Origin of the sequence: Nonomuraea sp. MTCD27 (genome assembly GCF_041950495.1) — a bacterium.
Taxonomy (GTDB): Bacteria; Actinomycetota; Actinomycetes; order Streptosporangiales; family Streptosporangiaceae; genus Nonomuraea.
The window spans coordinates 278,902-302,473 of record NZ_JBGNUW010000015.1 but is presented as its reverse complement, the minus strand read 5'-3'; the positions used below and the strand labels follow the sequence as shown (position 1 = coordinate 302,473).

Here is a 23,572-nt window from a genome sequence, read left to right as displayed (position 1 = left end):
AAACCCCCGAGATGTCGTCGGGGGTCGTACGGATCATGCCCGGACCGGCGGCCGGGCCCATCGCACCAGGCGCTTTCCTGGTCAGACCTTCAGCACGACCTTGCCGACCGCGCTCAGAGGTGCTCGGCCAGGAAGTCGGCGGTCGCGTCCACGGCCTGCGTGACGTACGGCTCGCGGTCGTAGAGGTCGATGTGCTGCTTGGCGTCCACCCAGACGATCTTCTTCGGCTGGTCGAGCCGCTTGAACACCTCCTCGGCCCCCTCGGGCGTGCAGAAGCGGTCCACGACCCCGTGCACGATCAGCGCCGGCTTCGGAGACAGGAAGTCGCTGCCCATCATGTTGTCCATCGTGAGCAGCTCCAGCACGCTTGCCCTGGTCACCTCGTTGGACCAGAGCGGCGAGAGGCCGCGCTCGGTGCCGTAGTAGGCGTACGGCTCGTCGCCCGGCATCGCGGCCTCGCCCCGCTCCGCGACGGCGGGCAGGTATTCGACCGGCCCGCCGAGGTCCCGCCGCTCCTGCACCTCCGCGAAGGACCGCAGCGCGGCCTGGTAGTCCATGCCGGACCGCATCGCGTAGGGGTTGTTGTACGCCCCCGCGATGCCCGCGAACACCCGCACCCTGGGCTCGAAGGCAGCAAATTTCAGTGCGTATCCCCCGCCGAGGCAGATCCCGACGGCCCCGATCCGCTCCGGGTCCACCTCGGATCGCGACCGCAGGAACGACACCGCCGCCCGCAGGTCGTGCAGCTTGCCCTGCGGATCCTCGTGGCGGCGCGGCTGGCCGTCCGACTCGCCCCAGTTGCGATGGTCGAAGGCCAGCGTGGCGTATCCCCGCTCCGCGAGCCGGGCCGCGTACAGGCCCGTGACCTGGTCACGCACCCCGGTGAACGGCCCCGTGAACACCAGCCCCGGCCACGGCCCCGCGCCGGCCGGCACCCGGAGGTCCCCGGCCAGCGTGAGGCCGTCCGCGACGAACTCAACTCTCATAGGCACAAGTGTGCGCTATGAGTCGAACCCGAGCCCCATCCGATCGAGCGCCCGCAGCCACAGGTTGCGCTTGCCCTGGTGCTGGTCGGCCTGCGCGATCGACCAGCGGGTGAACTGGATCACCCCCGACCGCACCGGCTCCGGCGGGAACGGGATCGGCTTCTCCTTCACCATCCGCAGCTCGGTCCGCTCGGTGGGCTCGCCCGACAGCAGGTCCAGCATGACGTTCGCGCCGAACCGGGTGGCCCCGACGCCCATGCCGGTGAAGCCGGCGGCGTAGGCCAGCCGGCCGCCGTGCGCCTGCCCGTAGAAGGCGCTGAACCGGCTGCAGGTGTCGATCACGCCGCCCCACCTGTGGGTGAAGCGCACCTCGGCGAGCTGCGGGAAGGTGTCGTAGAAGTGCCGCGCGAGCTTGACGAACGTCTCGTCGCGCTGGTCGTACTCCGGCTTGACCAGGCCCCCGTTGTAGTAGACGGCGTCGTAGCCGCCCCACAGGATCCGGTTGTCGCCGGTCAGCCGGTAGTAGTGGAACTGGTTGCCCGAGTCGCCCACTCCCTGCCGGTTGCGCCAGCCCACCGATGCGAGCTGGTCCTCGGTCAGCGGCTCGGTCATCAGCGCGTAGTCGTACACCGGGACCACGAAGTGCTTGAGCCGCCGCAGCAGCGGCGGGAACACCCCGGTGCCCAGCGCCACCTGGCGCGCGCCCACCGCGCCGTGCGGCGTGCGCAGGCTGATCGTCGTGCCGTCGTCGTGCATCGAGCGGACCGGGCTGCGCTCGTGGACGCGCACCCCGAGGCGCAGGCACGCCTCGCGCAGGCCCCATGCCAGCCGCGCCGGGTCGAGCATGGCGCACCCGCTGCGCTCCCAGAGCCCGCCCAGGTAGGTCGGCGAGTTCACCTCGGCCCGCACCTGCTCCTGATCCAGCGGCAGGTAGTCGAGCCCCAGGTCGGAGATCAGGTCGAGGTGCTCGCTCAGGCCCTCGACCTGCCACGGCTCGGTGGCCACGTGCAGCTCGCCGGTGCGCTCGAACGAGCAGTCCACGCCGTAGCGCTCCAGCGTCGCCTCGATCTCGTCGAGGTTCTCGACGCCCATGCGTTCCAGCCGGTCGATCTCCTCCGGCCACCGCTCCAGCCCGTTGGCCAGGCCGTGGGTGAGGGTCGCCATGCAGAACCCGCCGTTGCGGCCGGTGGCCGCCCAGCCGATCCTGCGGCCTTCGAGCAGGACCACGTCGAGCGAGGGGTCGCGCTCCTTGGCCATCAGGGCCGTCCACAGCCCCGAGAAGCCCCCGCCGACGACGACCAGGTCGGCGGTGGTGTTTCCGAAGAGCCGCGGTCGCGGCTCGGGTCTGGCCGGGCTGTCCAGCCAGTACGGCTTGCGCTCCGCGTCAGCCAGCGCCTTCAGCGGATCCACAAATCCCACTTCCCTTACGAAAGTCTGAGTTTTGAAATTGCGGGACCAAATAGGTGATCACGCGCGGGTTCCCCCCGCCGGAATCCGATCTCGCCTCCCTGTTCTTGACTGGTTCTCGGGCAGGTGGAAAACCCCTCCGCGACCTGCGGAGGGGAAGCCGGATGAATGCTCTCAGGTACGGCGGCGCGCCGCGACCGCGTTGGCGATCGCGATGAGCACCCCGACGCCGAAGATCAGCGTACCCATGACGTTGACCTGCGGCGGGATGCCGGTCTTCACCGCGCCGACGATCCACAGCGGGAAGGTGACGGTCGAGCCGTTGACGAAGCTCGTCACCACGTAGTCGTCGACGGACAGGGCGAACGACAACATCGCCCCCGCCATCACGCCCGGCATGATCGACGGCAGCGTCACCTGGCGGAACGTGCCCCAGGCCGACGCCCCCAGGTCCTTGGCGGCCTCCTCCAGCGACGGGTCCAGGGTGACGACCCGCGCCCGCACCGTGACCACCACGAAGGACAGGGAGAACAGCACGTGGGAGATGATGATCGTGTTCGCGTCGCGCGGCACGTTGCCCGAGACGAACAACGACAGCAGCGACGCGCCCATGACCAGCTCGGGCGTGGAGATGGCGGCGAAGACCAGGAAGTTCGTCACGCCCTTGCCGCGGAAGCGGTGCCGGCCGAGCGCCAGGCCCAGCATCGTCCCGATCACGACCGTGATGATCGTGCTGACCAGGGCGATGACCAGCGAGTTGCGCAGCGCCACGGTCAGGTCGGAGATGTCGAACAGCTCGGTGTACCAGCGCAGCGTGAAGCCCTGCCAGGTGGTGTTGGACTTGCTCTGCTTGTCGTTGAAGCCGAACAGGATCATCACGGCGATCGGCGACGACAGCCAGACGATGATCACCCAGGTGTAGATGTGCAGCAGGCGGTCCCCGAGCCTCGTCCCTCTCATCGGGCCGCCGCCTCGAGCACGTTCTCCGTCCCGAGCACCCTGGCGTAGATGAAGATCCCCACCAGCAGCACCGCCATCAGCGTGAACGACAGCGCCGAGGCGGTCGGGTAGTGGAGGTTGGTCAGGTATTCGGTCTGGATGATGTTGCCGATCATCGTGTTACCCGTCCCGCCCAGGATCGCGGCGTTGATCGGGTCGGCCGTGGCGGGCACGAACGTCATCAGCACCCCGGCGAAGACCCCGGGCAGCGACAGCGGCAGCACCACCCGGCGGAAGGCCGCCGCCCGGGTCGCGTACAGGTCCTGGGCCGCCTCGACCACCCGCGGGTCCACCCGCTCCAGCGACACGTAGATCGGCAGGATCATGAATGGCAGGAAGTTGTACGTCAGGCCGCCGACCACGGCCACCGTCGTGGCCAGCACGTGGAAGTCGGCCGGCAGCACCCCCCAGTCCTTCAGCGTGCCGAACAGGATGCCGTTGTCCGCCAGCAGGAAGTTCCACGAGATCGTCCGCAGCACGAACGACACGAAGAACGGCAGCAGGAGCAGGAACAGGTACATGGACTTGCGCCGGCCGCCCTTGAAGGCGATCCAGTACGCCACCGGGTACCCGATCAGCAGCATGGCCACGGTCGCGAGCCCGCCGTAGAGCAGCGAGCGCGCGAGCTGGGTGCTGTAGCGGCCGATCGCGTCGCTGTAGTTGGAGAAGCTGAACGTCATGGCGAAGCCGTCGATCGCGTTGCCGGTCTGCAGCGACACCGACGCCATCGCCACCATGGGCACGACCAGGAAGATCGCCAGCCACATCCAGCCCGGCAACGCGAACAGGTAGGGGGTGAGCCGCCTCATCGCTTATGCCTGGGTGATGGACTGGAAGATCGGGTTGAACACCTGCTCCTGCTGGGTGGTGAGCTGGGTGTAGCTGCGCAGCTTGGCGTAGTCGGCCTCGGTGGGGAACATGAGCGGGCTGTCGACCATGTCCTCCAGGGCCTTCTTGTCATCGCCCTTGGCCGTCTTGGCCTTCTCCCGCAGCAGGTCCTGCACGGCCGGGACCGGCGTCACGTACTGGATGTACTCGTCCAGCTCGGCGGCCACGGCCGGCTGGTAGAGGTAGTCCATCAGCATGAGGGCGTCCACCGGGTTGGCCGCGCCCTTGGGGATGAGCATGTTGTCGGTCCAGATCGTGCCGCCCTCGGCGGGCACCACGAACTTCACGGGCTCGCCGGCGAGCTGCCGCTGGAACACGTCGCCGGACCAGGCCATGGTCAGCCAGACGTCACCCTTGGACACGGCATCAATATACGACTGATCGTAATATTTCCGGACAAGTCCGGCATCACGCTGCGCCTTGAGCTTCTCCCCGGCCTTCTTCCAGTCCGCCTCGGTCGACTTCTCGGGGTCGATGCCCAGCGCGAACATCCCGAAGTTGCCGATCTCCTGCGCGTCGGCCATCATGCCGACCCGCCCCTTGTACTTGGGATCGAACAGCGACTCGATGCTGGTGATGTCGTCCTTGACGTAGTCGGTGTTGTACGCGATCCCGGTCACCCCGGACGTGTACGGGATCGTGTACTTGTTCCCCGGGTCGTAGGACCGCTCCTTGTACTTCTGCCCGGCGTTGGCCTGGAAGTTCGGCAGCTTGGAGTGGTCCAGCGTCACCGCGTAGCCGAGCTCGATCATGTGCTGGAGCTGGATGCCGTTGGTCATGACGACGATGTCGTAGCCCAGCGGCTGCCCGGCGCGCAGCACGGGGTCGGCCTTGCCGAAGAACTCCGCGTTCTCCTGGATGACCTCTTTGTACTCGTAGGAGATGCCGGTGTCCTTCTTGAACTTCTCCAGCGGCCCCTTGTCCTCCGGCATGTACTCGGGCCAGTTGGCGAAGACGACCTTGCCGTTCTGCTTCTGCTTGGCCCAGAAGTCGGCGACGGCGTCGGCCTTCGGCGGCGCGGCCTTCTGCCCCTGCACGCCACAGGCGGCCAGAGCGAGGCCGGCGGCGGAGAAACCGGCGAGCCTGAAGACGTCACGGCGGGTACGGGGCTGGGTCATTCCACGCATGAAGGGGTTCATGAGGTGCTATCAACTTCCAATCACATACGAGTGCTGCGCCTGCCAGGACAGCCACACGGAGTCGCCCCGCTCCGCCGTCGCCGTGGCGTCGTGCGCGTTCTGCTGGAACACCGTGATCTCCGCCCCGTCCGGGAGGCTCACGGCGTAACTGTTGTAGGTGCCCAGGTAGACGACCTCACCCACGGTGCCGCGCACCGCGCTCAGCTCCCGGCCGGGCTCCTCGGTGCCGATGGTGATCTTCTCGGGCCGCACGGTGACCGTCACGTCGCCGTCGCGCCCCGGCACCAGCACCCGGCCGCCGCCGACCTTCAGCTCGCCGCCGGTCGCGGCACCGGCGAGCAGGTTAGAGGTGCCGATGAAGCCGGCCACGAACGGCGTGGCGGGCCGCTCGTAGATCTCCCGCGGACCGGCGAGCTGCTCGACCAGGCCGTCGTTCATGACGGCGATCCGGTCGCTCATGGTCAGCGCCTCGTTCTGGTCGTGCGTGACGTACACGAACGTGATGCCGACCTCGCGCTGGATGCGCTTCAGCTCGATCTGCATGGCCTGGCGCAGCTTGAGGTCGAGCGCGCCCAGCGGCTCGTCCAGCAGCAGCGCCCGCGGGCGGTTGACCAGCGCCCTGGCCAGCGCCACGCGCTGCTGCTGGCCGCCGGACATCTCGCGCGGCATGCGCTTCTCCCGGCCGCCGAGATCGACGATCTCCAGCATCTCGCCGACCCGCCGCCTGATCTCCTCCTGCGGCGTCCTGCGCTGCTTGAGGCCGAAGGCCACGTTGTCCCAGACGCTCATGTGCGGAAAGAGCGCGTAGGACTGGAAGACCATGTTGACGTCGCGCTTGTTCGGCGGGACGTTCGTCACGTCCTGGCCGTGCAGCTTCACCAGCCCCTTCGAGGGCGCCTCGAAGCCCGCGATCATTCTCATGGTCGTGGTCTTGCCGCAGCCGGACGGGCCGAGGAGGGAGAAGAACTCCCCCTCGGCGATGTCCAGCGTCACTCCCTTGACCGCCTGGACGACCTCGCCATGCGAGTGATACTCCTTGACGACGTCTTCAAGCTCAATCGCACTCAGCCCGGTCATATCCAGGATTTTTCCTTGCTAGTCGCCGATGTAGTGCATGACGTGCTTGACCCTGGTGTAGTCGTGCAGACCGAACACCGAGAGGTCCTTGCCGTACCCGGAGTGCTTGAAGCCGCCGTGCGGCATCTCCGAGACGAACGGGATGTGCGTGTTGACCCACACCACGCCGAAGTCGAGCCGGTTCGACATGCGCATGGCCCGGCCGTGGTCGGAGGTCCAGACCGAGCCGCTCAGGCCGTACTTCACGTCGTTGGCCTTGGCCAGCGCGTCGGCCTCGTCGGAGAACGTCTGGACGGTGATCACGGGCCCGAAGACCTCGTTCTGCACCATCTCGTCGTCCTGCCTGAGCCCGTCCACGATGGTCGGGGCGAAGAAGTAGCCCTGGTCGCCGACGCGGTGACCGCCGGTGAGGACCTTCGCGTGCGCGGGGACCCGGTCGATGAAGCCCTGGACCTTGGCGAGCTGGTTCTCGTTGTTGAGCGGGCCGTAGAGGGCCTCCTCGTTGTCCAGGTCGCCGGTGACCGTGCCGGCGGCGGCCTCGGTGAGGGCGGCCACGAACTCGTCGTGCACGCTCTCGTGCACCAGCACCCGGCACGCGGCCGTACAGTCCTGGCCGGCGTTGTACAGGCCCGCGGTGGCGATGTCGGCGGCGGCCTTGCCCAGGTCCTTGACGTCGTCGAAGACCACGACCGGCGCCTTGCCGCCGAGCTCCAGGTGCACCCGCTTGAGGTCGTCGGCGGCGCTCTTGGCGACCGACATGCCCGCGCCGACCGAGCCGGTGATGGCCACCATCGCGGCCGTCGGGTGGCTCACGACCAGGGCGCCGGTCTCGCGGTCGCCGGTGACCACGTTGAAGACGCCCGCGGGCAGCACCTCACCGAGGATCTCGGCCAGCTTGAGCGTCGAGACGGGGGTGGTGTCGGACGGCTTGAGCACGATCGTGTTGCCGGCCGCCAGCGCGGGGGCGATCTTCCAGACCGCCATCATCATCGGGTAGTTCCACGGCGTGACCTGGCCGATGACGCCGATCGGCTCGTGCCTGATCACGCTGGTGTGCTCGGCGAGGAACTCGCCGGCCGTCGGCCCCTCCAGCGTGCGCGCCGCGCCCGCGAAGAAGCGGAAGTGGTCGGCGGCGACCGGCGTCTCGTCCTCGGCCATGCGGGCGCGGGGCTTGCCGGTGTTGCGGCACTCGGCCTCGTTGATCTCGTCGGCCCGCGCCTCGATCGCGTCGGCGACCTTGAGCAGCAGGTTGGCCCGCTCACCAGGGGTGGTACTGCCCCACGACTCGAACGCGGCGGCCGCGGCGGCGAAAGCGGCGTCGACGTCCTCGGCACCCGACACCGGGGCCTGGACATAGGCCGCGCCCGTGCAGGGATCGATGATGTCGGAGAATCGGCCGCTCTTGGCGTCCACGAACTCACCGTTGATGAAGTTCTGCAGACGGGTGGTCGTCAAGGTGATGACCTCCTCGTGAGGTGGGCTGAGATGCCGCGACTCTGACAGAGCAATGGCATCCGGACAAGGGATTTCGTGGTGAAGATATCAAATTGCTACGAATTCGCTTGACAGACCGCGAAGAACTGACAACATGTCGCACCAGGACGGCAACCCACCGGGAACGCCCCCGTAACGCCGGACCGGTAGGAGGAAACCTCTCGATGACGACGCCGCCGCGCGTACGCCGAAATCACGCCAACTCCGGCCCCGTGGTGCTCGACGACCTGTCGAAGCAGATCATCGAACAGCTCCAGACTGACGGGCGCATGCCGTACGCGGCGATCGGGAAGGCGGTCGGTCTCTCGGAGGCGGCGGTGCGCCAGCGGGTCCAGCGGCTGCAGGACGCCGGCGTGATGCAGATCGTCGCCGTCACCGACCCTCTCACGCTGGGCTTCCCCCGGCAGGCCATGATCGGCGTCAACTGCGAGGGCGACCTGGAGTCGGTGGCCGACGAGCTGGCGGCCATCGAGGAGATCGACTACGTGGTGCTCACGGCGGGCTCCTTCGACGTGATCGTGGAGGTGGTCTGCGAGGGCGACGGTCACCTGCTGGAGATCCTCAGCAAGATCCGCGCCATCCCGGCCGTGCGGGCGACCGAGTCGTTCGTGTACCTGAAGCTGCGCAAGCAGACGTACTCCTGGGGCACCCGCTAGCCCACCCTCGCGACCGCGCGCACGGGCGCGCCGTCGGCGCCGGGGAGCCGCAGCGGCAGCAGGAACACCTCGATCGGCCTCCCCCGCACCTCCAGCAGCCGGTCCAGCCCGGTCAGGTTCTCCGCGATCACGGCGTGCGCGCCGCACAGCACCCGGTGCGCCGGGAAGTCCTCGGCGGGCGTCGGGTCCACGCTCAGCGCGTCGATCCCGACCGTACGGACGCCCCGCTCGACCAGCAGCCCGGCCGCCTCCTCGCTGAGGTACGGGTGCGCCGGATAGTCCGCGCTCCCCCAGTACGCCGACCACCCGGTGGCGACCAGCACGATCGTCCCCGCCCTGACCTCCTCGACCCCCTCGAAGGCCGCCGCCCCGATGGCCGAGCGCGGCGCCAGGCCCCGCGCGTCCACCACCACGGCGGGCCCGCAGAAGCGCTCCAGCGGCAGCTCGTCCAGCGCGGGCAGCGTGTCGTCGATGTGGACGGGCGCGTCCACGTGGGTGCCCGACTGGGAGCCCAGGTGCAGGGCCAGCACGTTGACGCCGTCGCGGGCCACGGTGAGCGCCGGGCCGACCGAGACCTCCGGATCGCCCGGGTAGACGGGCATCCCGGTCTCGATCGGCACCGACAGGTCGACGAGCTCGCTCACGCGACCGGCTCCGCCGCCCGGCCCGCCGCGGAGTCCACGATCGGCAGGATCGGGGTGTCGGCCGAACGCACCAGGCGCGGCCCGTCGGGACCGTAGACCTCGCGCGGCTCGGGGAAGACGGCCAGCAGCGCCAGGTAGAGCAACCCGGCCACGGCCAGCCCGACCGGCAGCGAGATGTCCACCTCGCTGGCCAGGTGGCCGAGCGGCCCGACGAACTGGCCGGGCAGGTTGACGAACATCAGCGCCAGCCCGGCGGAGACCAGCCAGGCGCTCAGCCCGCGCCAGTTCCAGCCGTGGGCGAACCAGTAGCGGCCGCCGCGCTGGCGCCGGTTGAACACCTGGAGCGCCTCGGGGTCGTACCAGCCGCGCCGGGTGACGTAGCCGAGCATCATGATCACCATCCAGGGTGCCGTACACGTGATGATCAGTGTGGCGAACGTGGAGATGCTCTGCGTGAGGTTCGCGGCGAACCGGCCGACGAAGATGAACACGATCGACAGCGTGCCGATGAAGACCGTGGCCTGCACCCGGGAGAAACGGGGGAAGACGCTGGAGAAGTCGAGGCCGGTGCCGTACAGGGAGGTCGTGCCGGTGGACATCCCGCCGATCAGGGCGATGAGGCAGACGGGCACGAAATACCAGCCGGGGGAGACGGCCAGCAGGCCGCCGACGTAGTTGGGGGCGGCCGGGTCCACGTACTCGGCGGCCTTGGCGGCGATGATCGAGGCGGTGGCCAGGCCGAAGAAGAACGGCAGGATGGTGGCGATCTGCGACAGGAACGCGGCCGCCATCACCCGCCGGCGCGGGGTGTTCGCCGGGATGTAGCGGGACCAGTCGCCCAGGAAGGCGCCGAAGGAGACCGGGTTCGACAGCACGATCAGGGCCGCGCCGATGAACGAGGGCCAGAACGGGGCGCCGGGCGGGAGCGCACCTGGATAGGACGGGTCGAAGTCGCCGGCGAAGGCGAAGACGCCCAGGACGAACAGCAGCGACGCGGCCGCCACCGCGATCTTGTTGACGAACAGCATGAAGCGGAAGCCGTACACGCAGACCACGAGCACGAGGACGGCGAAGATCGCGTACGCGGCGCCGTACGAGAGGTCGGTGTCCGGCAGCCCCACGAGCCGGTGCGCGCCGCCCACCAGCGCGTCGCCCGACGACCACACCGAGATCGAGAAGAACGCGATCGCGGTCAGCAGCGACAGGAACGAGCCCACCACCCGGCCGTGCACGCCCAGGTGGGCCGAGGAGGAGACGGCGTTGTTGGTGCCGTTCAGCGGCCCGAACAGCGACAGCGGCGCCAGGATCAGCGCGCCCACCACCAGCCCGAGCACGGTGGCGGCCAGTCCCTGCCAGAACGACAGGCCGAACAGGATGGGGAAGGCCCCCAGCACGCAGGTGGCGAACGTGTTCGCGCCCCCGAAGGCGACCCGGAACAGGTCGACCGGGCGGGCGGTGCGGTCGGAGTCGGGGATGCGCTCGACGCCGTACGTCTCGATCTCGGTGATGGAGCCGCTGCTCATGTCTTCTCCTGGATCGCCAGCAGGCTGACGAGGTCGTAGGCCACGTGGGAGGCGGCGATCGAGGTGATCTCCGCGTGGTCGTAGGCCGGGGCCACCTCGACCACGTCGGCCCCGATCAGGTTGGCGCCGGCCAGGCCGCGCAGGATCTCCAGCAGCTCCCGGCTGGTGAGCCCGCCGGCCTCCGGCGTGCCCGTGCCGGGGGCGTGGGCGGGGTCGAGCACGTCGATGTCCACCGAGACGTAGAGAGGCCGGTCGCCGACCCGCTGCCGCAGCAGGTCGATCACCTCGTCCAGCCCGCGCCGCAGCACGTCGGCCGCGGTCACGATGCCGAACCCGAGCCGCCGGTCCTCCTCCAGGTCCTTCTTGCCGTAGAGGGAGCCCCGGATGCCGACGTGGCTGAGCGCCTCGGTGTCGAGGATCCCCTCCTCGACGGCCCGCCGGAACGGGGTGCCGTGCGTGTACTCGGCCCCGAAGTAGGTGTCCCACGTGTCGAGGTGCGCGTCGAAGTGCACCAGCGCCACGGGACCGTGCTTCCTGGCCGCCGACCGCAGCAGCGGCAGCGCGATCGTGTGGTCGCCGCCGATGGTGACCAGCCGGGCGTCCAGCTCGTCGGCCGCGCCCTCGATGGTCTCGATGGCGGCGCCGATGTCGTACGGGTTGACCGCGATGTCACCGGCGTCGGCCACCTGCACCCGCTCGAACGGGGAGACGTCCAGCCCCGGATGGTACGGCCGGAGCAGCCGGGACGCCTCCCGGACCGCGGCCGGACCGAACCTGGCGCCCGGCCGGTAGGAGACGCCGGTGTCGAAGGGCACGCCCACCACGGCCACGTCGGCCCGCCCGACCTGGTCGAGGCGAGGCAGCCGGGCGAACGTGGCGGGCCCGGCGAAGCGGGGGACCTTGGAGGAGTCGACGGGGCCTGTGTTCATGCGGACAGTGTTCGTCATGGCTCTGACCTGCGACAATTGTGGTCGCCACAAAGTATTACGGTGTGTGTTGTGGCTGACCACAAGCTGACGGTCGAAGACCTCATCCGCTCCCCCGCCCTGCAGCTCCGCGTCCTGGCGGGTGAGTCCGGCCTGCCCCGCTCGGTCTCGTGGGCCCATGTGAGCGAGCTGGACGACCCCACCCCCTGGCTGCTGGGCGCCGAGGTCATCATGACCACGGGCATCGGCGTCCCCCGGACGGCGGCCCGGCAGCGCGCCTACCTGGAGCGCCTGGACGACGCCGGCGTCTCGGCCCTCGCCCTGTCGGCCCAGCTCCACGTCCCGCCGCTGCACCCGGCCTTCTTCGAGACCGCCGAGGAGCGCGGCATGCCGGTGCTGGAGGTGCCGCTGGCGGTCCCGTTCATCGCGATCGCCCAGGAGGTGGCCGCGGCGCTCCAGGAGGACGCCAGCCACCGCCTGGGCGCCCAGCTCCAGGTCTTCGGCGCGCTGCGCTGGCTGGCCGCGGAAGACCTCGACACGGCCACGCTCTTCAAACGCCTGGAACGCCTGTCCGGCTACGACGTCTTCCTGTCCACCCGGCACGGCCGTCCCCTGCTGCCCGGCGTGCCCGTCCCGCCTCTCGACGTCCTTCCCGGCCAGCCCGACGCGCCGCCGACGATCCCCGGCGGCTTCGTCGTCCCGGTGTCCGCTCCCGGGGGCCCGGCGGGCTACCTGGTGGCCTTCGAGCGCGAGGGCGCCCGCCCGGCGGGCCTGGCCGTCGTCCAGCACATCGCCACGGTCGCGGCGCTGCAGGTGGCCATGGCCCGGCACGAACGTGAGACGCTGCGCAGGGAGGGCGCGGAGACGCTGGCCGAGCTGCTCCAGGACCTCCTCGACCCGCCGGCCGCCCGCCGCCGCCTGGCCCGGCTCGGCCTGCCCATGGACGCCGACACCGTCCTGCTGGTGGTTCGCGGTGTCCCCGACGACGCCCTCCGCCGCGCCCTCGACCCCCTGCCCCACCTGATGCTGCGCCGTGGCGACGACCACTACGTCCTGGGCCCGCCCGCCCTCGGCCCCGCCGTCGCCGCCGCCCCGGGCGCGGCCGCGGGCCTGAGCCGCCCGTTCCCGCCCGGGGAGTCCTTGCAGGTGGCGCAGAGGGAGGCGGTGTGGGCGGTGACCCACGCCGCCGAATCGGGCAAGGCCCTGGTCCACTACGGCGAGGACACGACGGGCCGCTGGCTGCCGGACGACCCGGCGACCCTCTCGGCCCTGGTGGACCACGTGCTGGGCGGGGTGCTGAGCTACGACGAGGCGCACGACTCGAAGCTGCTCATGTCGGTTCGGGTGTGGATGGAACGCAACCGTCACGTGGAGGACGCCGCATCCGCCCTCCACGTCCACCCCAACACCCTGGCCTACCGCCTACGCCGCTTCGCGGCCCTCACGGGTCGCGACCTGTCGTCGAGCGCGGCGTTCGCCGAGGTCTGGCTCGCCATCCGAGCCGCCCGCCAGCTCGGCCTCCTCGGACCTTAGCGGGCCGTCCCGGCGACCAACCTCAATCGCTCACTGCTGACGGAACTGGATGGTCGCGATCTCCCACGCTTCCAGCGGCAACCGCACCACACCATCCCTGACCTGGACGGGCTCCCCCGGACGCCCGCGCAGGTCGGCCTGCCGGGCCTCGACCAGGTCGCCGGAAATGACCGCCTCGGTGGGCTCGGGGGTGAGGGCCACCACCCGGAGCTCCTTCCAGCCGTCCCGGTCCCGCAGTGAGGTCATCACCACGCCCTCGCCCGTCACCGACAGCCCGGCCGCGGGTGAGGGCAGCGGGAGGAAGCGCTCGCCCTGCCCCGGCACCACGAGCAGGTCGTGCCGGAAGGACTCCGCCTGCGGCACCACCTCCTCCCAGGAGCCCTGGTACGGCATCAGCGCCAGGTTCACCGACCGCACCCCGCGCGACTGCGCCGCCGGAGTGGGCAGCTGGGGGCCGGCCGGTTCGGGGCGGAGGGCGTTGCGGTTGCGGGAGAGGTAGCCGACCGAGCGCAGCAGCGTGAGGGCCAGCTCCCCGTCCTCGACCTCGTACTCCGTCACGTGCTCCAGCAGCGCCGCCACGCCTCCGGCGGCCACCCAGGAGGAGGCCGGGAAGGTGGGCAGCGGGGTCTCGCCGCAGCCGCCCTCCGAGGTGAGGCCACGGGTGACGACCGCGAACTGGCCCTCGGCGTACGAGTGCGTGGCCGCCGACGGGAGCGGGACGTGCAGGCGTACCCGGTGGTCGTCGCAGCGGTTGTCGAACTCGACGCGCAGGCGGACGAACGGCTCGCCCGCGCGCAGCTCGACCTGGGTGGTGACGGTGATGTCCTCCATCTGGGAGCTGCGCGTCATGGCGGGCACCTCCGGAGCGCCGTCCACACCCTCGCCCGAGACGGGCCACCGGTAGGTACGCCGCACCTCCACGATCGACACCAGCGGCCCCGAGCAGAGCAGCTCCACCTCGACCCGCTCCGGCTCCGACACCAGGAGGTCGGCCAGCGGGGGCGCGTAGTTGTAGGTGTCGCCCACGTCACCGCGGTCGACGATGCGGCCCGCGCCGGTGACCGTGGTGCCGTCCTGGCCGACCAGCGTCAGCGTGCCCTCCGGCTCGATGGTGACCCGCAGCAGGCCGTTGTCCAGCACCTCGTGGTCGCCGCGCACCGGCAGGGCCGCCGAGTCGGAGCGGAGCCAGCAGGACGGGTGGTGCTCGCCGAGCATGGGGTGGACCCGCTCGGTGCGGGCGGGGCCGTAGACCCGGTCGTGGGGGACGGGGCGGATGCTCGTGTGGCCGAGCGGCGGGGCCTCCACCAGGGCCGCGACCGTGCGGCGGGGCTCGGCGACGATGCGGACGCGGGTCACGCCGTCGAGGGCGCCCCGCAGGTCGTCCACGTCGAAGACGACCGAGGTCTCGCGGGCCACGGTGAAGACCAGCGTGTCGCCCTCGACCGTCCAGTCGGTGATGTGCTGGCCGTACAGCTCGGTGCCGTGGATGAAGGTCAGCGCCGTGGCGGGGTCCATCTCCTCGTCGAGCAGCAGCGTGGCCGCGTACTCGAGGGGTTGCGTGGGCACCGGCCGGCCCCACGGGTCCACCAGCGGGTCCATCCCGGCGACGTCCACGATCACGACCCCGCCCCGCGCGTCCGGCGTCGGGTTGACGATGAGCACCCCGTCGGACGGTACGGTCCGCGCCAGGCGGGCGGTCACCATGTCGCGCACGGCCTGCCCGAGCTGCTCGGCCTCCGCGATGCGGGCGGCCACCTGCTGGGCGGTTTCGTCCACGCCGCACCCGGTCACCGAGTCGTGGCCGCTGGCGTCCACCAGCCGCCACCACGCCATGTCGAGGAAGCGGCCCGGCCACTTGTCGCCCCAGAGGGCGGCCAGCGGCTCGGCGTAGCGCTCGACCATCCGCTCGGCGCGGCCCATGGCCTGCTTGACGTGGGCGCGGACGGAGATGACGCCGGGCAGGATGTTGGCCCGGGCATGGGAGCGGAGCTCTCCGTGCACCTCGGGCAGGCCATCCACTTCACCCGAATAGGCGCCGATATATCCGGACAAGGTGTCCATGCGGGCGCCGATCGCCGTCACCATCTCCGGCAGCCCGCGCACGGGCGCCGAGTGGTCGGTCCCGTACATCGCCAGCAGCGACCCCTCGGGACCGTGCCACTCCCGCATGGTCTTGACGAACGCCGCCGCCCGCTCCTCCAGCCCCTGCGCGTCGTAGAACAGGTGGGCCCCGTTGCCGTAGCCGCCCGCCGGGAGGTACTGGGTGCGCAGCGCCGTGCCGTCGGGGGCGACCCAGGCGAACGCGTCGGTGGTGACCGAGGACGGCACCCCGCGGTACACGCAGGCGTGCAGCAGACCGGCCTTGCGCAGGATCTGCGGCATCTGGGCCGTGTGGCCGAACATGTCCGGCAGGTAGCCGACCGGCATGGCGCCACCGAGCTTGTCCGCCCGGTCCATGCCCAGCTCCAGGTTGCGGATGATGTTCTCGCCGGAGCACAGGAACTCGTCGAGCAGGATCTGCCACGGCCCCACCGCCAGCCGCCCCGACTCCACCAGAGCCGCCACGCGGTCGCGGTTCTCCGGGCGCACCTCCAGGTAGTCGTCCACGCAGGCGAGCTGCCCGTCCAGGGTGAAGTGGTAGGCCGGCTCACGTTCCATGGTGTCGAGCACCTCGTCCAGCAGCGCCACCAGGCGCAGCCGGAAACGCTGGAACGGTTCGTACCACTCCCTGTCCCAGTGCGTGTGCGGTACGACGACGATCTCCTTGCTCACGCTGCCTCCCCTCCAATGGGCAGATCATGCTGTACGGCGTAACGGGCCGCGATCCGCTGCGCCGTGACGATGTCCTCCAGCCCGCCGACCACGTCGGTCAGCGGCGGCTTGCCATCGTTCACGTAAGCATGGAAGGCCACGAGTTGTACCTCGAATGCCTCAGTCACGTCCCGCCAGTGCGTCCGGCTCTCGCCGTCGGAAACCACGGTGAGCCTGGTCGGGGCATTCATCAGATAAGGCGAGGGGAAGACCAGCTGGAGCGAGCCCCGGTCATGGTGGACGGCCACGGTCTCGCGGTAGGCGGGATAGTCCTCCAGATAGTGCCAGCGGATGGAGAACCGGCCCCGCATCGGCAGCGGCCCGGAGATCTCGATGGAGCCGGGCGGGGGCCCCCACGTCTCAACGTGCGAAATTTCCGTAGGCGAGCCAGTAAAGCGCCTCAAGAGCGACAAATCGTGGCATATCGAGCCCAACGCCACCCCGTACAGGTTCCGCACCGCCTCGGGCGCCGACTCCCCCAGCGCCCGCGACACCAGATCGGTCTCCGCGGCGCGCAGCGAGGCGAGCAGCCCGGCGTCCACGTCGCGGGCCTGCGCCAAATTCGCGAACGCGAGCTGCGACTCCCCGCTCGGATGCAGCACCGTCACCTCGACCGCCCTGATCACCTCGGGACCGCCCAGCCCGGCCAGCAGCTCCTCGGCCCGGCGCACGGCGGGGTCGTACTGCTTCATGTAGCCGACCATGAGCCGGCCCTCGGGCAGCGCCGCCACCTCGGCCCTGGTCAGCGCGAGCGGCTTCTCGCACAACACGGCGTACCCGCCGGCCAGCGCCTGTCGCACGGTCTCGCCGTGGGAGCCGGAGGCCAGCACGACGACGGCCTCGAAGCCGCCGTCGGCCAGCATCTCCGCCACATCGGTGAAGCGCCGGGAGGCGCCCAGCCGGTCCCCGACCACGTCGGCGAGCGTGCGCGACAGGTCGCAGACCGCCACCACCTCGAACAGGTCGCGCCGCCTCGACAGCAGCGGCACGTAGACCGCCTGGGTGACGGCCCCGCAACCCACAAGAGCGATTCTCAAAGTCCCAAGTCCTTCAGCTTCCGGCGATTGGCCGCTTGATCGGCGATGTTCTGGGCGACCGTGCGCCGCCCGGGCAGGGTGTCCTGCTCGATGACGATCCAGCCGGCGTAGCCGATCTCGTCCAGCGTCCGCACCACGCCGGGCAGGTCCAGCTCGCCCTCCCCGAGCCGGGCGAACCCGCCGCGACCCATGAGCTCGCGCAGGTCCACGCCGTCCGACAGGGCCTGGGCCAGGATCTTCGTGTCGCCGTCCTTGATGTGCACGTGCCCGACCCGGTCCGCCCACGCGCGCAGGCAGGCGACCGGGTCTCCCCCGGCCAGCAGCAGGTGCCCGGTGTCCAGGCAGAGGGGCACGTCGGTCAGCTCCAGCAGGCGCTCGACGTCCTCGGGGGTCTCGACGTACGTGCCGAGGTGGTGGTGGAAGGCGGGCTCGAACCCGCGCTCGCGGCACCGGTCGGTGGCCTCCTGGACGCGGGCGGCGTACGCGGGCCAGTCGGAGGCGGCCAGCCCTGGAGCGCTCCCTCCCGGGCGGGCGAACCGCTCCGGGGAGCCCGAGCAGGCCAGCGTGGGCCGCGGCGCCAGGTCACCGGCGGGGGCGGCGGCGAACACGTCGAGCGCGGCCTCCAGCGCGGGCAGCCCGCGAGCGTACGCCTCGGCGTCGCCGTAGCGCAGGTCCACCCAGCCGCCCGCGAGCAGCAGTCCGGCCCCGGCCAGCCGGTCGGCCAGCTCGGAGCCGGTGCCCAGGTAGCCGATCGGGCCGGAGTCGATGCCCTCGTAACCGGCCTCGGACAGCGCGCGGACCATCTCGTCGGGGGTCAGCGGCGGCGGCGCGTCACTCAGCTCGAACACGCCGAAGCTCACAGGGGCGTTGGCGACTTTCCTCACGCGCATAGGGCGATCACCTCGTTCTCGTAGGTTTCCAACCGGTGCGGCCCGTCGATCGCCGGCAGCAGCACCCGTTCGCCGCGGACCACCCGCCGGGTGCCGTCGGGGCGGACCAGCACCAGGCCGTCGGCGTCCAGCGCGAGCAGCTCATCGCCCAGCCTGACCAGCAACGGCCCGTCGGGGCCCGTGGAGACGGCGGTGCGGCCGGCCCGCACGCCGTCCAGCACGGCACCGGTCTCCTCGGCCAGCACCCAGGTCGTGGGCGCGCCGGGCAGACCGTCGGAGCCGGGGCGGTGGAAGTCGCTGCCGCCGATCGCGATCACGTCGTCGCGCCAGGCGTCGGCCCAGGCCAGCGGCGCGCCCCAGCGGCGGTCCCACCAGCCGGAGCTCCACACCTCGGCGACCCGGGGCCGGCGGCTGATCGGCAGCAGCCAGGCGCAGTCGCCGCCGAGCGGGTGGTTGATCGAGATCAGCCCGCCCTCGCGCTCGGCGTGCTCCACCCAGGAGTCGGCCGGCTGCCGGAAGTCCACCCAGCCGACGTCGCCGAACACGTTCGCGTGGCCCCGGTCGGTGGTGACCTCCTGGCCGGGGATGAGCGTGACGTCGCGGTCGATCTTGCCCAGCCAGGGGTGGTGGCTGACGGTGTTGTGGTCGGTGACGGCCAGGAAGTCGAGCCCGCGCCCGTGGGCGAGCTCGGCCAGCTCGGCGATGGTCAGGCTGCCGTCGCTGTGCAGGGTGTGGGCGTGGAAGTCACCGGCGTACCAGCGCAGGCCGTCGACGTCGGGAATGTCCCGGCGGGGCGGGCGCTCGCCGTGCGGCGGCTCCCCGGCGACGGGCTCGGGCACGCTCTCGAACGAGATGTCGAGGGTGTAGTCCAGGCCCTGCGACGGGATCCGGTGCAGGCGCAGCCACACGTGCCAGGTCCCGGCCTCCGGCTCGCCCGGCAGGTAGCCGGGGGTGGCCCAGTCGCGGGTGATCGTGTACTCGTCGCGCGCGCCTCCCGACCAGCCGCGGAAGCCGTCGGGGGAGCCGCACCCGAGGTCGATCACCCCTTGGGACCTGTCGTAGGAGAGCTTCACGGTGACGGCGGCCGCCCCGGGCGGCACCTCGAACGGCACCTCCCGCAGGATCCGCTCCAGCCGGTCGTCCAGCGACCAGTGCCCTCTCACACCAGCTCTCCGTTCCGGTAGACGAGTGCCCGGTCGCGCCGGGGCAGCGCATAACCGTCATCCCCCACGGCGGGTTCACTGCCCTCAGGCACGACGGCCTGCACGGTCGTGTCGTTGACGTCGAGGGTCACGAGATGGGACGCGCCCAGGTTCTCCACGATCGCCACCTTCCCGCCGAACGCCCCCTCCGCGGCCTCGGCGGAGTAGGTCATGTACTCGGGCCGAACGCCGTACACGATCTTCTCCCCGTCGGACAGCAGCCCCTCCGCGGAGGCCGGGACCGCGACCTTGCACCCGGCCACCTCCAGCGTGTCACCTCGTACGGTGCCGTCCAGCAGGTTCATGGGTGTCGAGCCGATGAAGCCGGCGACGAACGTGTTGGCCGGCCGCTGGAACACCTCGGCCGGCGTGCCGATCTGCCGGATGTGGCCCGCCTCCATGACCGCCATCCGGTCGGCCATGGCCAGCGCCTCGGCCTGGTCGTGGGTGACGAAGACGGTGGTGACGCCCAGCTCGCGCTGGAGCTTCTTGAGGAACGTGCGCGCCTCCAGCCGCAGCCGGGCGTCCAGGTTGGACAGCGGCTCGTCGAACAGGTACGCCTGCGCCTGCGTGGCCATCACCCTGGCCAGCGCCACCCGCTGCTGCTGCCCGCCGGACAGCTGGCCGGGCCGCCGGTCCATGAGGTGTTCGAGCCCGAGCCGCGCCCCCACCTCGACGGCCTTGTCGCGGCGCGCGCCCTTGGGGACCTTCTTGATCCGCAGCGGGTAGGCGATGTTCTCTGTGACGTCCATGTGCGGGAACAGCGCGTAGTCCTGGAACACCATCGCCACGTCCCGGCCGCCCGGCTGCACGCCCGTGACGTCCCGCCCGCCGATCACCACGGCGCCGCCGGTGGCGGTCTCCAGCCCGGCGATCGTGCGCAGCAGCGTGGTCTTGCCGCAGCCGGAGGGCCCGAGCAGGGCGAAGAACTCGCCGTCGGGGACGGCCAGGTCGAGCGCGTCGAGCGCTTTCACCCCGCCGGGGTAGACCTTGGTCAGCCCGCGTAGTTCGATGGCGGCCATTAACGCTTGATCCCTCCGTGGAAGCGGAAGCCGTACTTCTTGCTGACGAACAGGTACATGAGCACCACCGGGATCGAGTACAGCAGCCCGAACGTGGACAACATGCTCAGGTTGGCCTGACCGCCCTCGGTGTACAGCGTGTACGTGATCACGGCCGCCGGCTGCTTCTCGACGTCGCTCAGCAGCAGGTACGGCATCAGGAAGTTCCCCCACACGTTGGCCACGGCCCAGACGGCGATGGTCGCCAGACCGGGGCGTACCAGGGGGACGACCACGTGCCGGACGATCTGCAGCGGCGTGGCCCCGAAGACCCGCGCCGACTCCTCGTACGACTTCGGGGTGGAGTCCATGAAGTCCTTGAGCATGAAGATCGCCGCGGGCAGCAGGCCGCCGGTCAGGATGAGGATCAGCCCGAACTGGGAGTCGATGAGGTTCAGCTCGACCGCGAGCTGGAACAGCGGCACCATCGCCGCCGTCCCCGTGATGATCGACGACAGCAGCAGCAACGCGTACAGCAGCGCGTCCCGCCCGGGCAGCCGCACCCGGCTCAGGGCGTAGGCGGCCAGCGCCGCCAGGACGACCACCAGCACGGCGGTGCCGGCCGACAGGACGACCGAGTTCCACAACGACGGCAGCGCGTACGGGTGCTCCAGCACCGCCCGGAAGTTGTCCAGGGTGAAGTCGGGCACGTTCACCTCGTACGTGGGGTCCGAGGTGAACGGCGCGGTCACCAGCCACAGCAGCGGGATCGTGAAGAACGCCAGCAGCACCGCGATCAGCGTGCAGAACCCGATCCGGCCCAGGACGAAACGCGTCATTTCTTGCTCCGCAGCAGCCGCAGGTAGAACACCGCCACGACCAGGTTGATCAGCAGGATGATCGTGGAGACGGCGGCGCCGTAGCCCAGCTCGCCGCCCTGCAGCGCGACCTTGTACACGTGCACGGCCAGCACCTCGGACTTGCCGTCGGGGCCGCCCGCGGTGAGCAGGAAGGGGGTGAAGTCGTTGAACGTCCACAGGCTGATGAGCAGCAGGTTCGTCAGGATGTGGCCCCTGATGTGCGGGAACACCACGTCCCTGAGCTGCTGCCAGCCGGAGGCCCCGGCCAGGCGGGCGCTCTCCAGGTGCGACGGGGGCACGTTCCCGAGCGCGGCGCCGTACAACATCATCGAGAACGCCGTGCCGCGCCAGGTGTTGAACACGATGATCGACAACATCGGGTGGTCGAGCAGCCAGGCGAACCCGGGGATGCCCAGCAGCGCGTTCAGCGTGCCGCCGTCGCGGTCGAGCAGCGCCACCCACAGGAACGACACGATGGCGCTGGGCAGGATCCAGGCCAGGATGACCAGGCCCTCGACCAGCCGCTTCAGCGGGCCGCGCCGGTCGCGCAGCAGCCACGCGATGGTGAAGCCGAGCCCGACCTGTCCGATGACGGCCGAGCCCAGCACGAACTGCGTGGTCAGCCACGTCGAGTCCCAGAACGCGGGGTTGGAGACCGCGTCGAGGAGGTTGTCGAGCCCCACGAACTGCGGCTCCGCGGCCGCGATGCCGGTCAGGCGGTAGTTCGTGAGCCCGAGGTAGAGCACCCAGAGCGCGGGGAAGACGAGGAAGACGGCGATGAGGAGCAGGGCGGGGGCCACGAAGACCCCGGCCCGCCACCTCCCCAGGCCCGCCGCGTCCGAGCTGTAGCGAACGGGCTCCTGCTCTACCGGGAGCTCGACCTCAGGAGGCGATATTGCCTGCGCCACCGACGATTCCCTCAAGCTTCTTCTGGTAGTCGGCCGCCGCCTGGTCGGGCGCGGTCCCGCCCACGACCGCGGCGGTGGCCTCCTGCAGCGCCACCGACACCTGCGGGTAGACCGCGACCGGCGGCCGGTAGGCCGTCAGCGGCAGCACCTTCTCCGAGATGTACGTCAGCAGCGGCTCTCCGGCCAGGATCTCCTTGTTGACGTCGGTGCGCGGCGTGACGCGGACGTTGCCGTTCGCGGTCTCCGCCTTCAGCGCCTCCGGCGAGAGCGTGAAGGCCAGCAGTTCGAAGGCCTCCTTCGGGTGCTTGCTGTTGGGGTTGACCGTACGCAGCGCGCCGCCCGACATGCTGACGAAGTCCTGGCCCCTGAGGCCCTTGCCGGGCTCCATGGCCGGGATCATGGCGTATCCCACGGTCTGGTCGCGGTCGGCCATCTTGGCCACGCCGTCCTTGGGGTTGACCACGCCGCGCCAGAAGTAGTCTCCCTCCATCAGGATGCCGATCTTGCCCTCGGCGAACTGCTGGAACGACTTGTCGCGGCCCTTGGCCTCCTGCTGGAGCTTGGGGTCGCCGAGGCCGCCGCCGTAGATCTTCTGGTAGAGGCCGAGCGCGTCCTTCAGCGGCTGGGAGGCGCCGCTCCACTTGCCGTCCTTGAGCACCTCGCCGCCCGCGCCCGCGAGCAGCGGCAGCACGCCCTGCATCGAGGTGGCCTCGCCCATGGCGGTGCCGGCGTTGATCTGGATCGGCACGGGCACGCCGGAGGACTTGAGCTTGGTCCCGGCGTCGAGGACCTCCTGCCAGCTCTTCGGCTGCCAGTCGGCCGGCAGCCCGGCCTTGGCGAAGAGGGTCTTGTTGAAGTAGAGCACCCGGCCGTCGGTGCCGATCGGCAGGGCGTACTTCTTGCCGTTGAACTCGGCCATCCCCTGCACCGCCTCGGGGATCTGCGCCCAGCCGTCCCAGCTGTCCGCCTCCGCCCCGACCAGCTCCGACAGCGGCTTGATGTAGCCCGCCTCGGCGAACTCACCGGCCCAGATGCTGTCGATGTCGATCACGTCCGCGCCCTTGCCTGACTTGAGGTCGAGGGAGAGCTTGGTCTTGTACTGCTCGTCGTCCACTCCGCTGGGAACGAACTTGACCGTGACGTCCTTGCCCTTCGCCTTCTGGGCCGCCTCGAACTTGGGGATCACCCAGTCGGCGATGTATTTCGCGGCCGCCGCGTTCTTCCCGCCCGCGATGGCGTTCTGGGCGATCGTCAGCTCGATCGCGTCACCGTCCCCGCCGGACGACTGGCCGCAGGCGGCGAGCCCCAGACCGGCCGCGGTGATGACCGCGACCACACCCATCGACCGTTTCCGCAATGCCATGCAAACCCTCCGACGTGTCCTAAAAGGGAGGAGCCATGGGCCAATATGTCATGACATCCATATGACGTAAAGACCTGGCCATAATTCGAGGATGTGCCCGCATGCTGCGTCTTTGCTCGACCGGGAGCGATCTAACCGTCCGACACTATGCGATGTGCGGCGCCGGGGTTTCGGCCGGGGCACATTGCGCAACATAGCGGACATCCAGATGTCATGACAATATGCCAT

Annotated in this window: 20 protein-coding genes; 2 read left to right on the top strand and 18 right to left on the bottom strand. The window is 70.3% G+C overall.

What is annotated here, in order from left to right; genetic code table 11:
- Nucleotides 1–113 precede the first annotated feature (113 nt).
- The 7 genes from ACBJ59_RS38590 to ACBJ59_RS38560 form a co-directional block, all read right to left on the bottom strand.
- Complete coding sequence (locus ACBJ59_RS38590; protein ID WP_375115091.1) at nt 114–986, bottom strand: alpha/beta hydrolase; 873 nt, start codon at nt 984–986, stop codon at nt 114–116.
- 15 nt (nt 987–1,001) lie between these two features.
- Nucleotides 1,002–2,396 carry an NAD(P)/FAD-dependent oxidoreductase gene (locus tag ACBJ59_RS38585; protein ID WP_375115126.1) on the bottom strand — a complete coding sequence of 465 codons (1,395 nt, stop codon included), beginning with the start codon at nt 2,394–2,396 and terminating at the stop codon, nt 1,002–1,004.
- Nucleotides 2,397–2,567: 171 nt separating this feature from the next.
- Nucleotides 2,568–3,353 carry an ABC transporter permease gene (locus ACBJ59_RS38580; protein WP_375115090.1) on the bottom strand — a complete coding sequence of 262 codons (786 nt, stop codon included), beginning with the start codon at nt 3,351–3,353 and terminating at the stop codon, nt 2,568–2,570.
- On the bottom strand, nt 3,350–4,201 hold the full coding sequence (locus tag ACBJ59_RS38575; protein ID WP_375115089.1) for an ABC transporter permease: 852 nt from the start codon (nt 4,199–4,201) through the stop codon (nt 3,350–3,352). The genes ACBJ59_RS38580 and ACBJ59_RS38575 overlap by 4 nt, the downstream gene beginning before the upstream one ends.
- Before the next feature lie 3 nt (nt 4,202–4,204).
- A complete protein-coding gene (locus ACBJ59_RS38570; protein ID WP_375115088.1) occupies nt 4,205–5,407 on the bottom strand; it encodes a spermidine/putrescine ABC transporter substrate-binding protein in 1,203 nt (400 codons plus the stop codon).
- A gap of 21 nt (nt 5,408–5,428) precedes the next feature.
- Nucleotides 5,429–6,496, bottom strand: coding sequence for an ABC transporter ATP-binding protein (locus tag ACBJ59_RS38565; RefSeq protein ID WP_375115087.1), 1,068 nt, complete (start codon nt 6,494–6,496; stop codon nt 5,429–5,431).
- 18 nt (nt 6,497–6,514) lie between these two features.
- Nucleotides 6,515–7,957, bottom strand: a complete 1,443-nt coding sequence (locus ACBJ59_RS38560; protein WP_364127130.1) for a gamma-aminobutyraldehyde dehydrogenase — start codon at nt 7,955–7,957, stop codon at nt 6,515–6,517.
- Between the two features lie 197 nt (nt 7,958–8,154).
- Here ACBJ59_RS38560 and ACBJ59_RS38555 point away from each other — a divergent pair, with 197 nt between their 5' ends.
- The gene (locus ACBJ59_RS38555; RefSeq protein ID WP_375115086.1) at nt 8,155–8,646 is read left to right on the top strand and encodes an Lrp/AsnC family transcriptional regulator; all 492 of its coding nucleotides are present in this window, start codon (nt 8,155–8,157) and stop codon (nt 8,644–8,646) included.
- Here the strand turns inward: ACBJ59_RS38555 and ACBJ59_RS38550 are convergent.
- From ACBJ59_RS38550 to speB, 3 genes are read right to left on the bottom strand one after another with little or no spacing between them, the layout of a single operon-like run.
- Nucleotides 8,643–9,290: a cyclase family protein gene (locus ACBJ59_RS38550; RefSeq protein WP_375115085.1), complete on the bottom strand. Its 648-nt coding sequence runs from the start codon at nt 9,288–9,290 to the stop codon at nt 8,643–8,645. The genes ACBJ59_RS38555 and ACBJ59_RS38550 overlap by 4 nt on opposite strands.
- Nucleotides 9,287–10,813: a purine-cytosine permease family protein gene (locus tag ACBJ59_RS38545; protein WP_375115084.1), complete on the bottom strand. Its 1,527-nt coding sequence runs from the start codon at nt 10,811–10,813 to the stop codon at nt 9,287–9,289. The genes ACBJ59_RS38550 and ACBJ59_RS38545 overlap by 4 nt, the downstream gene beginning before the upstream one ends.
- Complete coding sequence (gene speB / locus ACBJ59_RS38540; RefSeq protein WP_375115083.1) at nt 10,810–11,742, bottom strand: agmatinase; 933 nt, start codon at nt 11,740–11,742, stop codon at nt 10,810–10,812. The genes ACBJ59_RS38545 and speB overlap by 4 nt, the downstream gene beginning before the upstream one ends.
- A 69-nt stretch (nt 11,743–11,811) precedes the next feature.
- Between speB and ACBJ59_RS38535 the strand changes: the two genes are divergently transcribed.
- On the top strand, nt 11,812–13,272 hold the full coding sequence (locus tag ACBJ59_RS38535) for a PucR family transcriptional regulator (protein WP_375115082.1): 1,461 nt from the start codon (nt 11,812–11,814) through the stop codon (nt 13,270–13,272).
- A 30-nt stretch (nt 13,273–13,302) separates the two neighbouring features.
- Here the strand turns inward: ACBJ59_RS38535 and ACBJ59_RS38530 are convergent, their stop codons facing one another.
- The 8 genes from ACBJ59_RS38530 to ACBJ59_RS38495 are packed head-to-tail and all read right to left on the bottom strand — an operon-like array spanning nt 13,303 to nt 23,344.
- Nucleotides 13,303–16,044 carry a glycoside hydrolase family 38 C-terminal domain-containing protein gene (locus ACBJ59_RS38530; RefSeq protein ID WP_375115081.1) on the bottom strand — a complete coding sequence of 914 codons (2,742 nt, stop codon included), beginning with the start codon at nt 16,042–16,044 and terminating at the stop codon, nt 13,303–13,305.
- Nucleotides 16,041–17,120, bottom strand: a complete 1,080-nt coding sequence (locus ACBJ59_RS38525; protein WP_375115080.1) for a Gfo/Idh/MocA family protein — start codon at nt 17,118–17,120, stop codon at nt 16,041–16,043. Before ACBJ59_RS38525 ends, ACBJ59_RS38530 begins: the two co-directional genes overlap by 4 nt.
- Nucleotides 17,117–18,010 carry a TIM barrel protein gene (locus tag ACBJ59_RS38520; protein ID WP_375115079.1) on the bottom strand — a complete coding sequence of 298 codons (894 nt, stop codon included), beginning with the start codon at nt 18,008–18,010 and terminating at the stop codon, nt 17,117–17,119. Before ACBJ59_RS38520 ends, ACBJ59_RS38525 begins: the two co-directional genes overlap by 4 nt.
- Nucleotides 18,001–19,173 carry a CehA/McbA family metallohydrolase gene (locus tag ACBJ59_RS38515; protein WP_375115078.1) on the bottom strand — a complete coding sequence of 391 codons (1,173 nt, stop codon included), beginning with the start codon at nt 19,171–19,173 and terminating at the stop codon, nt 18,001–18,003. The genes ACBJ59_RS38520 and ACBJ59_RS38515 overlap by 10 nt, the downstream gene beginning before the upstream one ends.
- A complete protein-coding gene (locus ACBJ59_RS38510; RefSeq protein ID WP_375115077.1) occupies nt 19,170–20,234 on the bottom strand; it encodes an ABC transporter ATP-binding protein in 1,065 nt (354 codons plus the stop codon). The genes ACBJ59_RS38515 and ACBJ59_RS38510 overlap by 4 nt, the downstream gene beginning before the upstream one ends.
- A complete protein-coding gene (locus ACBJ59_RS38505; RefSeq protein WP_364127003.1) occupies nt 20,234–21,052 on the bottom strand; it encodes a carbohydrate ABC transporter permease in 819 nt (272 codons plus the stop codon). The genes ACBJ59_RS38510 and ACBJ59_RS38505 overlap by 1 nt, the downstream gene beginning before the upstream one ends.
- Nucleotides 21,049–21,981, bottom strand: coding sequence for a carbohydrate ABC transporter permease (locus ACBJ59_RS38500; protein ID WP_375115076.1), 933 nt, complete (start codon nt 21,979–21,981; stop codon nt 21,049–21,051). The genes ACBJ59_RS38505 and ACBJ59_RS38500 overlap by 4 nt, the downstream gene beginning before the upstream one ends.
- A complete protein-coding gene (locus ACBJ59_RS38495) occupies nt 21,956–23,344 on the bottom strand; it encodes an extracellular solute-binding protein (protein ID WP_375115075.1) in 1,389 nt (462 codons plus the stop codon). Before ACBJ59_RS38495 ends, ACBJ59_RS38500 begins: the two co-directional genes overlap by 26 nt.
- Between the last annotated feature and the right edge of the window lie 228 nt (nt 23,345–23,572).

Bases quoted from the DNA above. Each gene is read 5' to 3' on its own strand.
- ACBJ59_RS38590 (WP_375115091.1), bottom strand. From the start codon at position 986: ATGAGAGTTGAGTTCGTCGCGGACGGCCTCACGCTGGCCGGGGACCTC.
- ACBJ59_RS38580 (WP_375115090.1), bottom strand. From the start codon at position 3,353: ATGAGAGGGACGAGGCTCGGGGACCGCCTGCTGCACATCTACACCTGG.
- ACBJ59_RS38575 (WP_375115089.1), bottom strand. From the start codon at position 4,201: ATGAGGCGGCTCACCCCCTACCTGTTCGCGTTGCCGGGCTGGATGTGG.
- ACBJ59_RS38570 (WP_375115088.1), bottom strand. From the start codon at position 5,407: ATGCGTGGAATGACCCAGCCCCGTACCCGCCGTGACGTCTTCAGGCTC.
- ACBJ59_RS38565 (WP_375115087.1), bottom strand. From the start codon at position 6,496: ATGACCGGGCTGAGTGCGATTGAGCTTGAAGACGTCGTCAAGGAGTAT.
- ACBJ59_RS38555 (WP_375115086.1), top strand. From the start codon at position 8,155: ATGACGACGCCGCCGCGCGTACGCCGAAATCACGCCAACTCCGGCCCC.
- ACBJ59_RS38545 (WP_375115084.1), bottom strand. From the start codon at position 10,813: ATGAGCAGCGGCTCCATCACCGAGATCGAGACGTACGGCGTCGAGCGC.
- speB (WP_375115083.1), bottom strand. From the start codon at position 11,742: ATGAACACAGGCCCCGTCGACTCCTCCAAGGTCCCCCGCTTCGCCGGG.
- ACBJ59_RS38520 (WP_375115079.1), bottom strand. From the start codon at position 18,010: ATGCGCGTGAGGAAAGTCGCCAACGCCCCTGTGAGCTTCGGCGTGTTC.
- ACBJ59_RS38510 (WP_375115077.1), bottom strand. From the start codon at position 20,234: ATGGCCGCCATCGAACTACGCGGGCTGACCAAGGTCTACCCCGGCGGG.
- ACBJ59_RS38505 (WP_364127003.1), bottom strand. From the start codon at position 21,052: ATGACGCGTTTCGTCCTGGGCCGGATCGGGTTCTGCACGCTGATCGCG.
- ACBJ59_RS38495 (WP_375115075.1), bottom strand. From the start codon at position 23,344: ATGGCATTGCGGAAACGGTCGATGGGTGTGGTCGCGGTCATCACCGCG.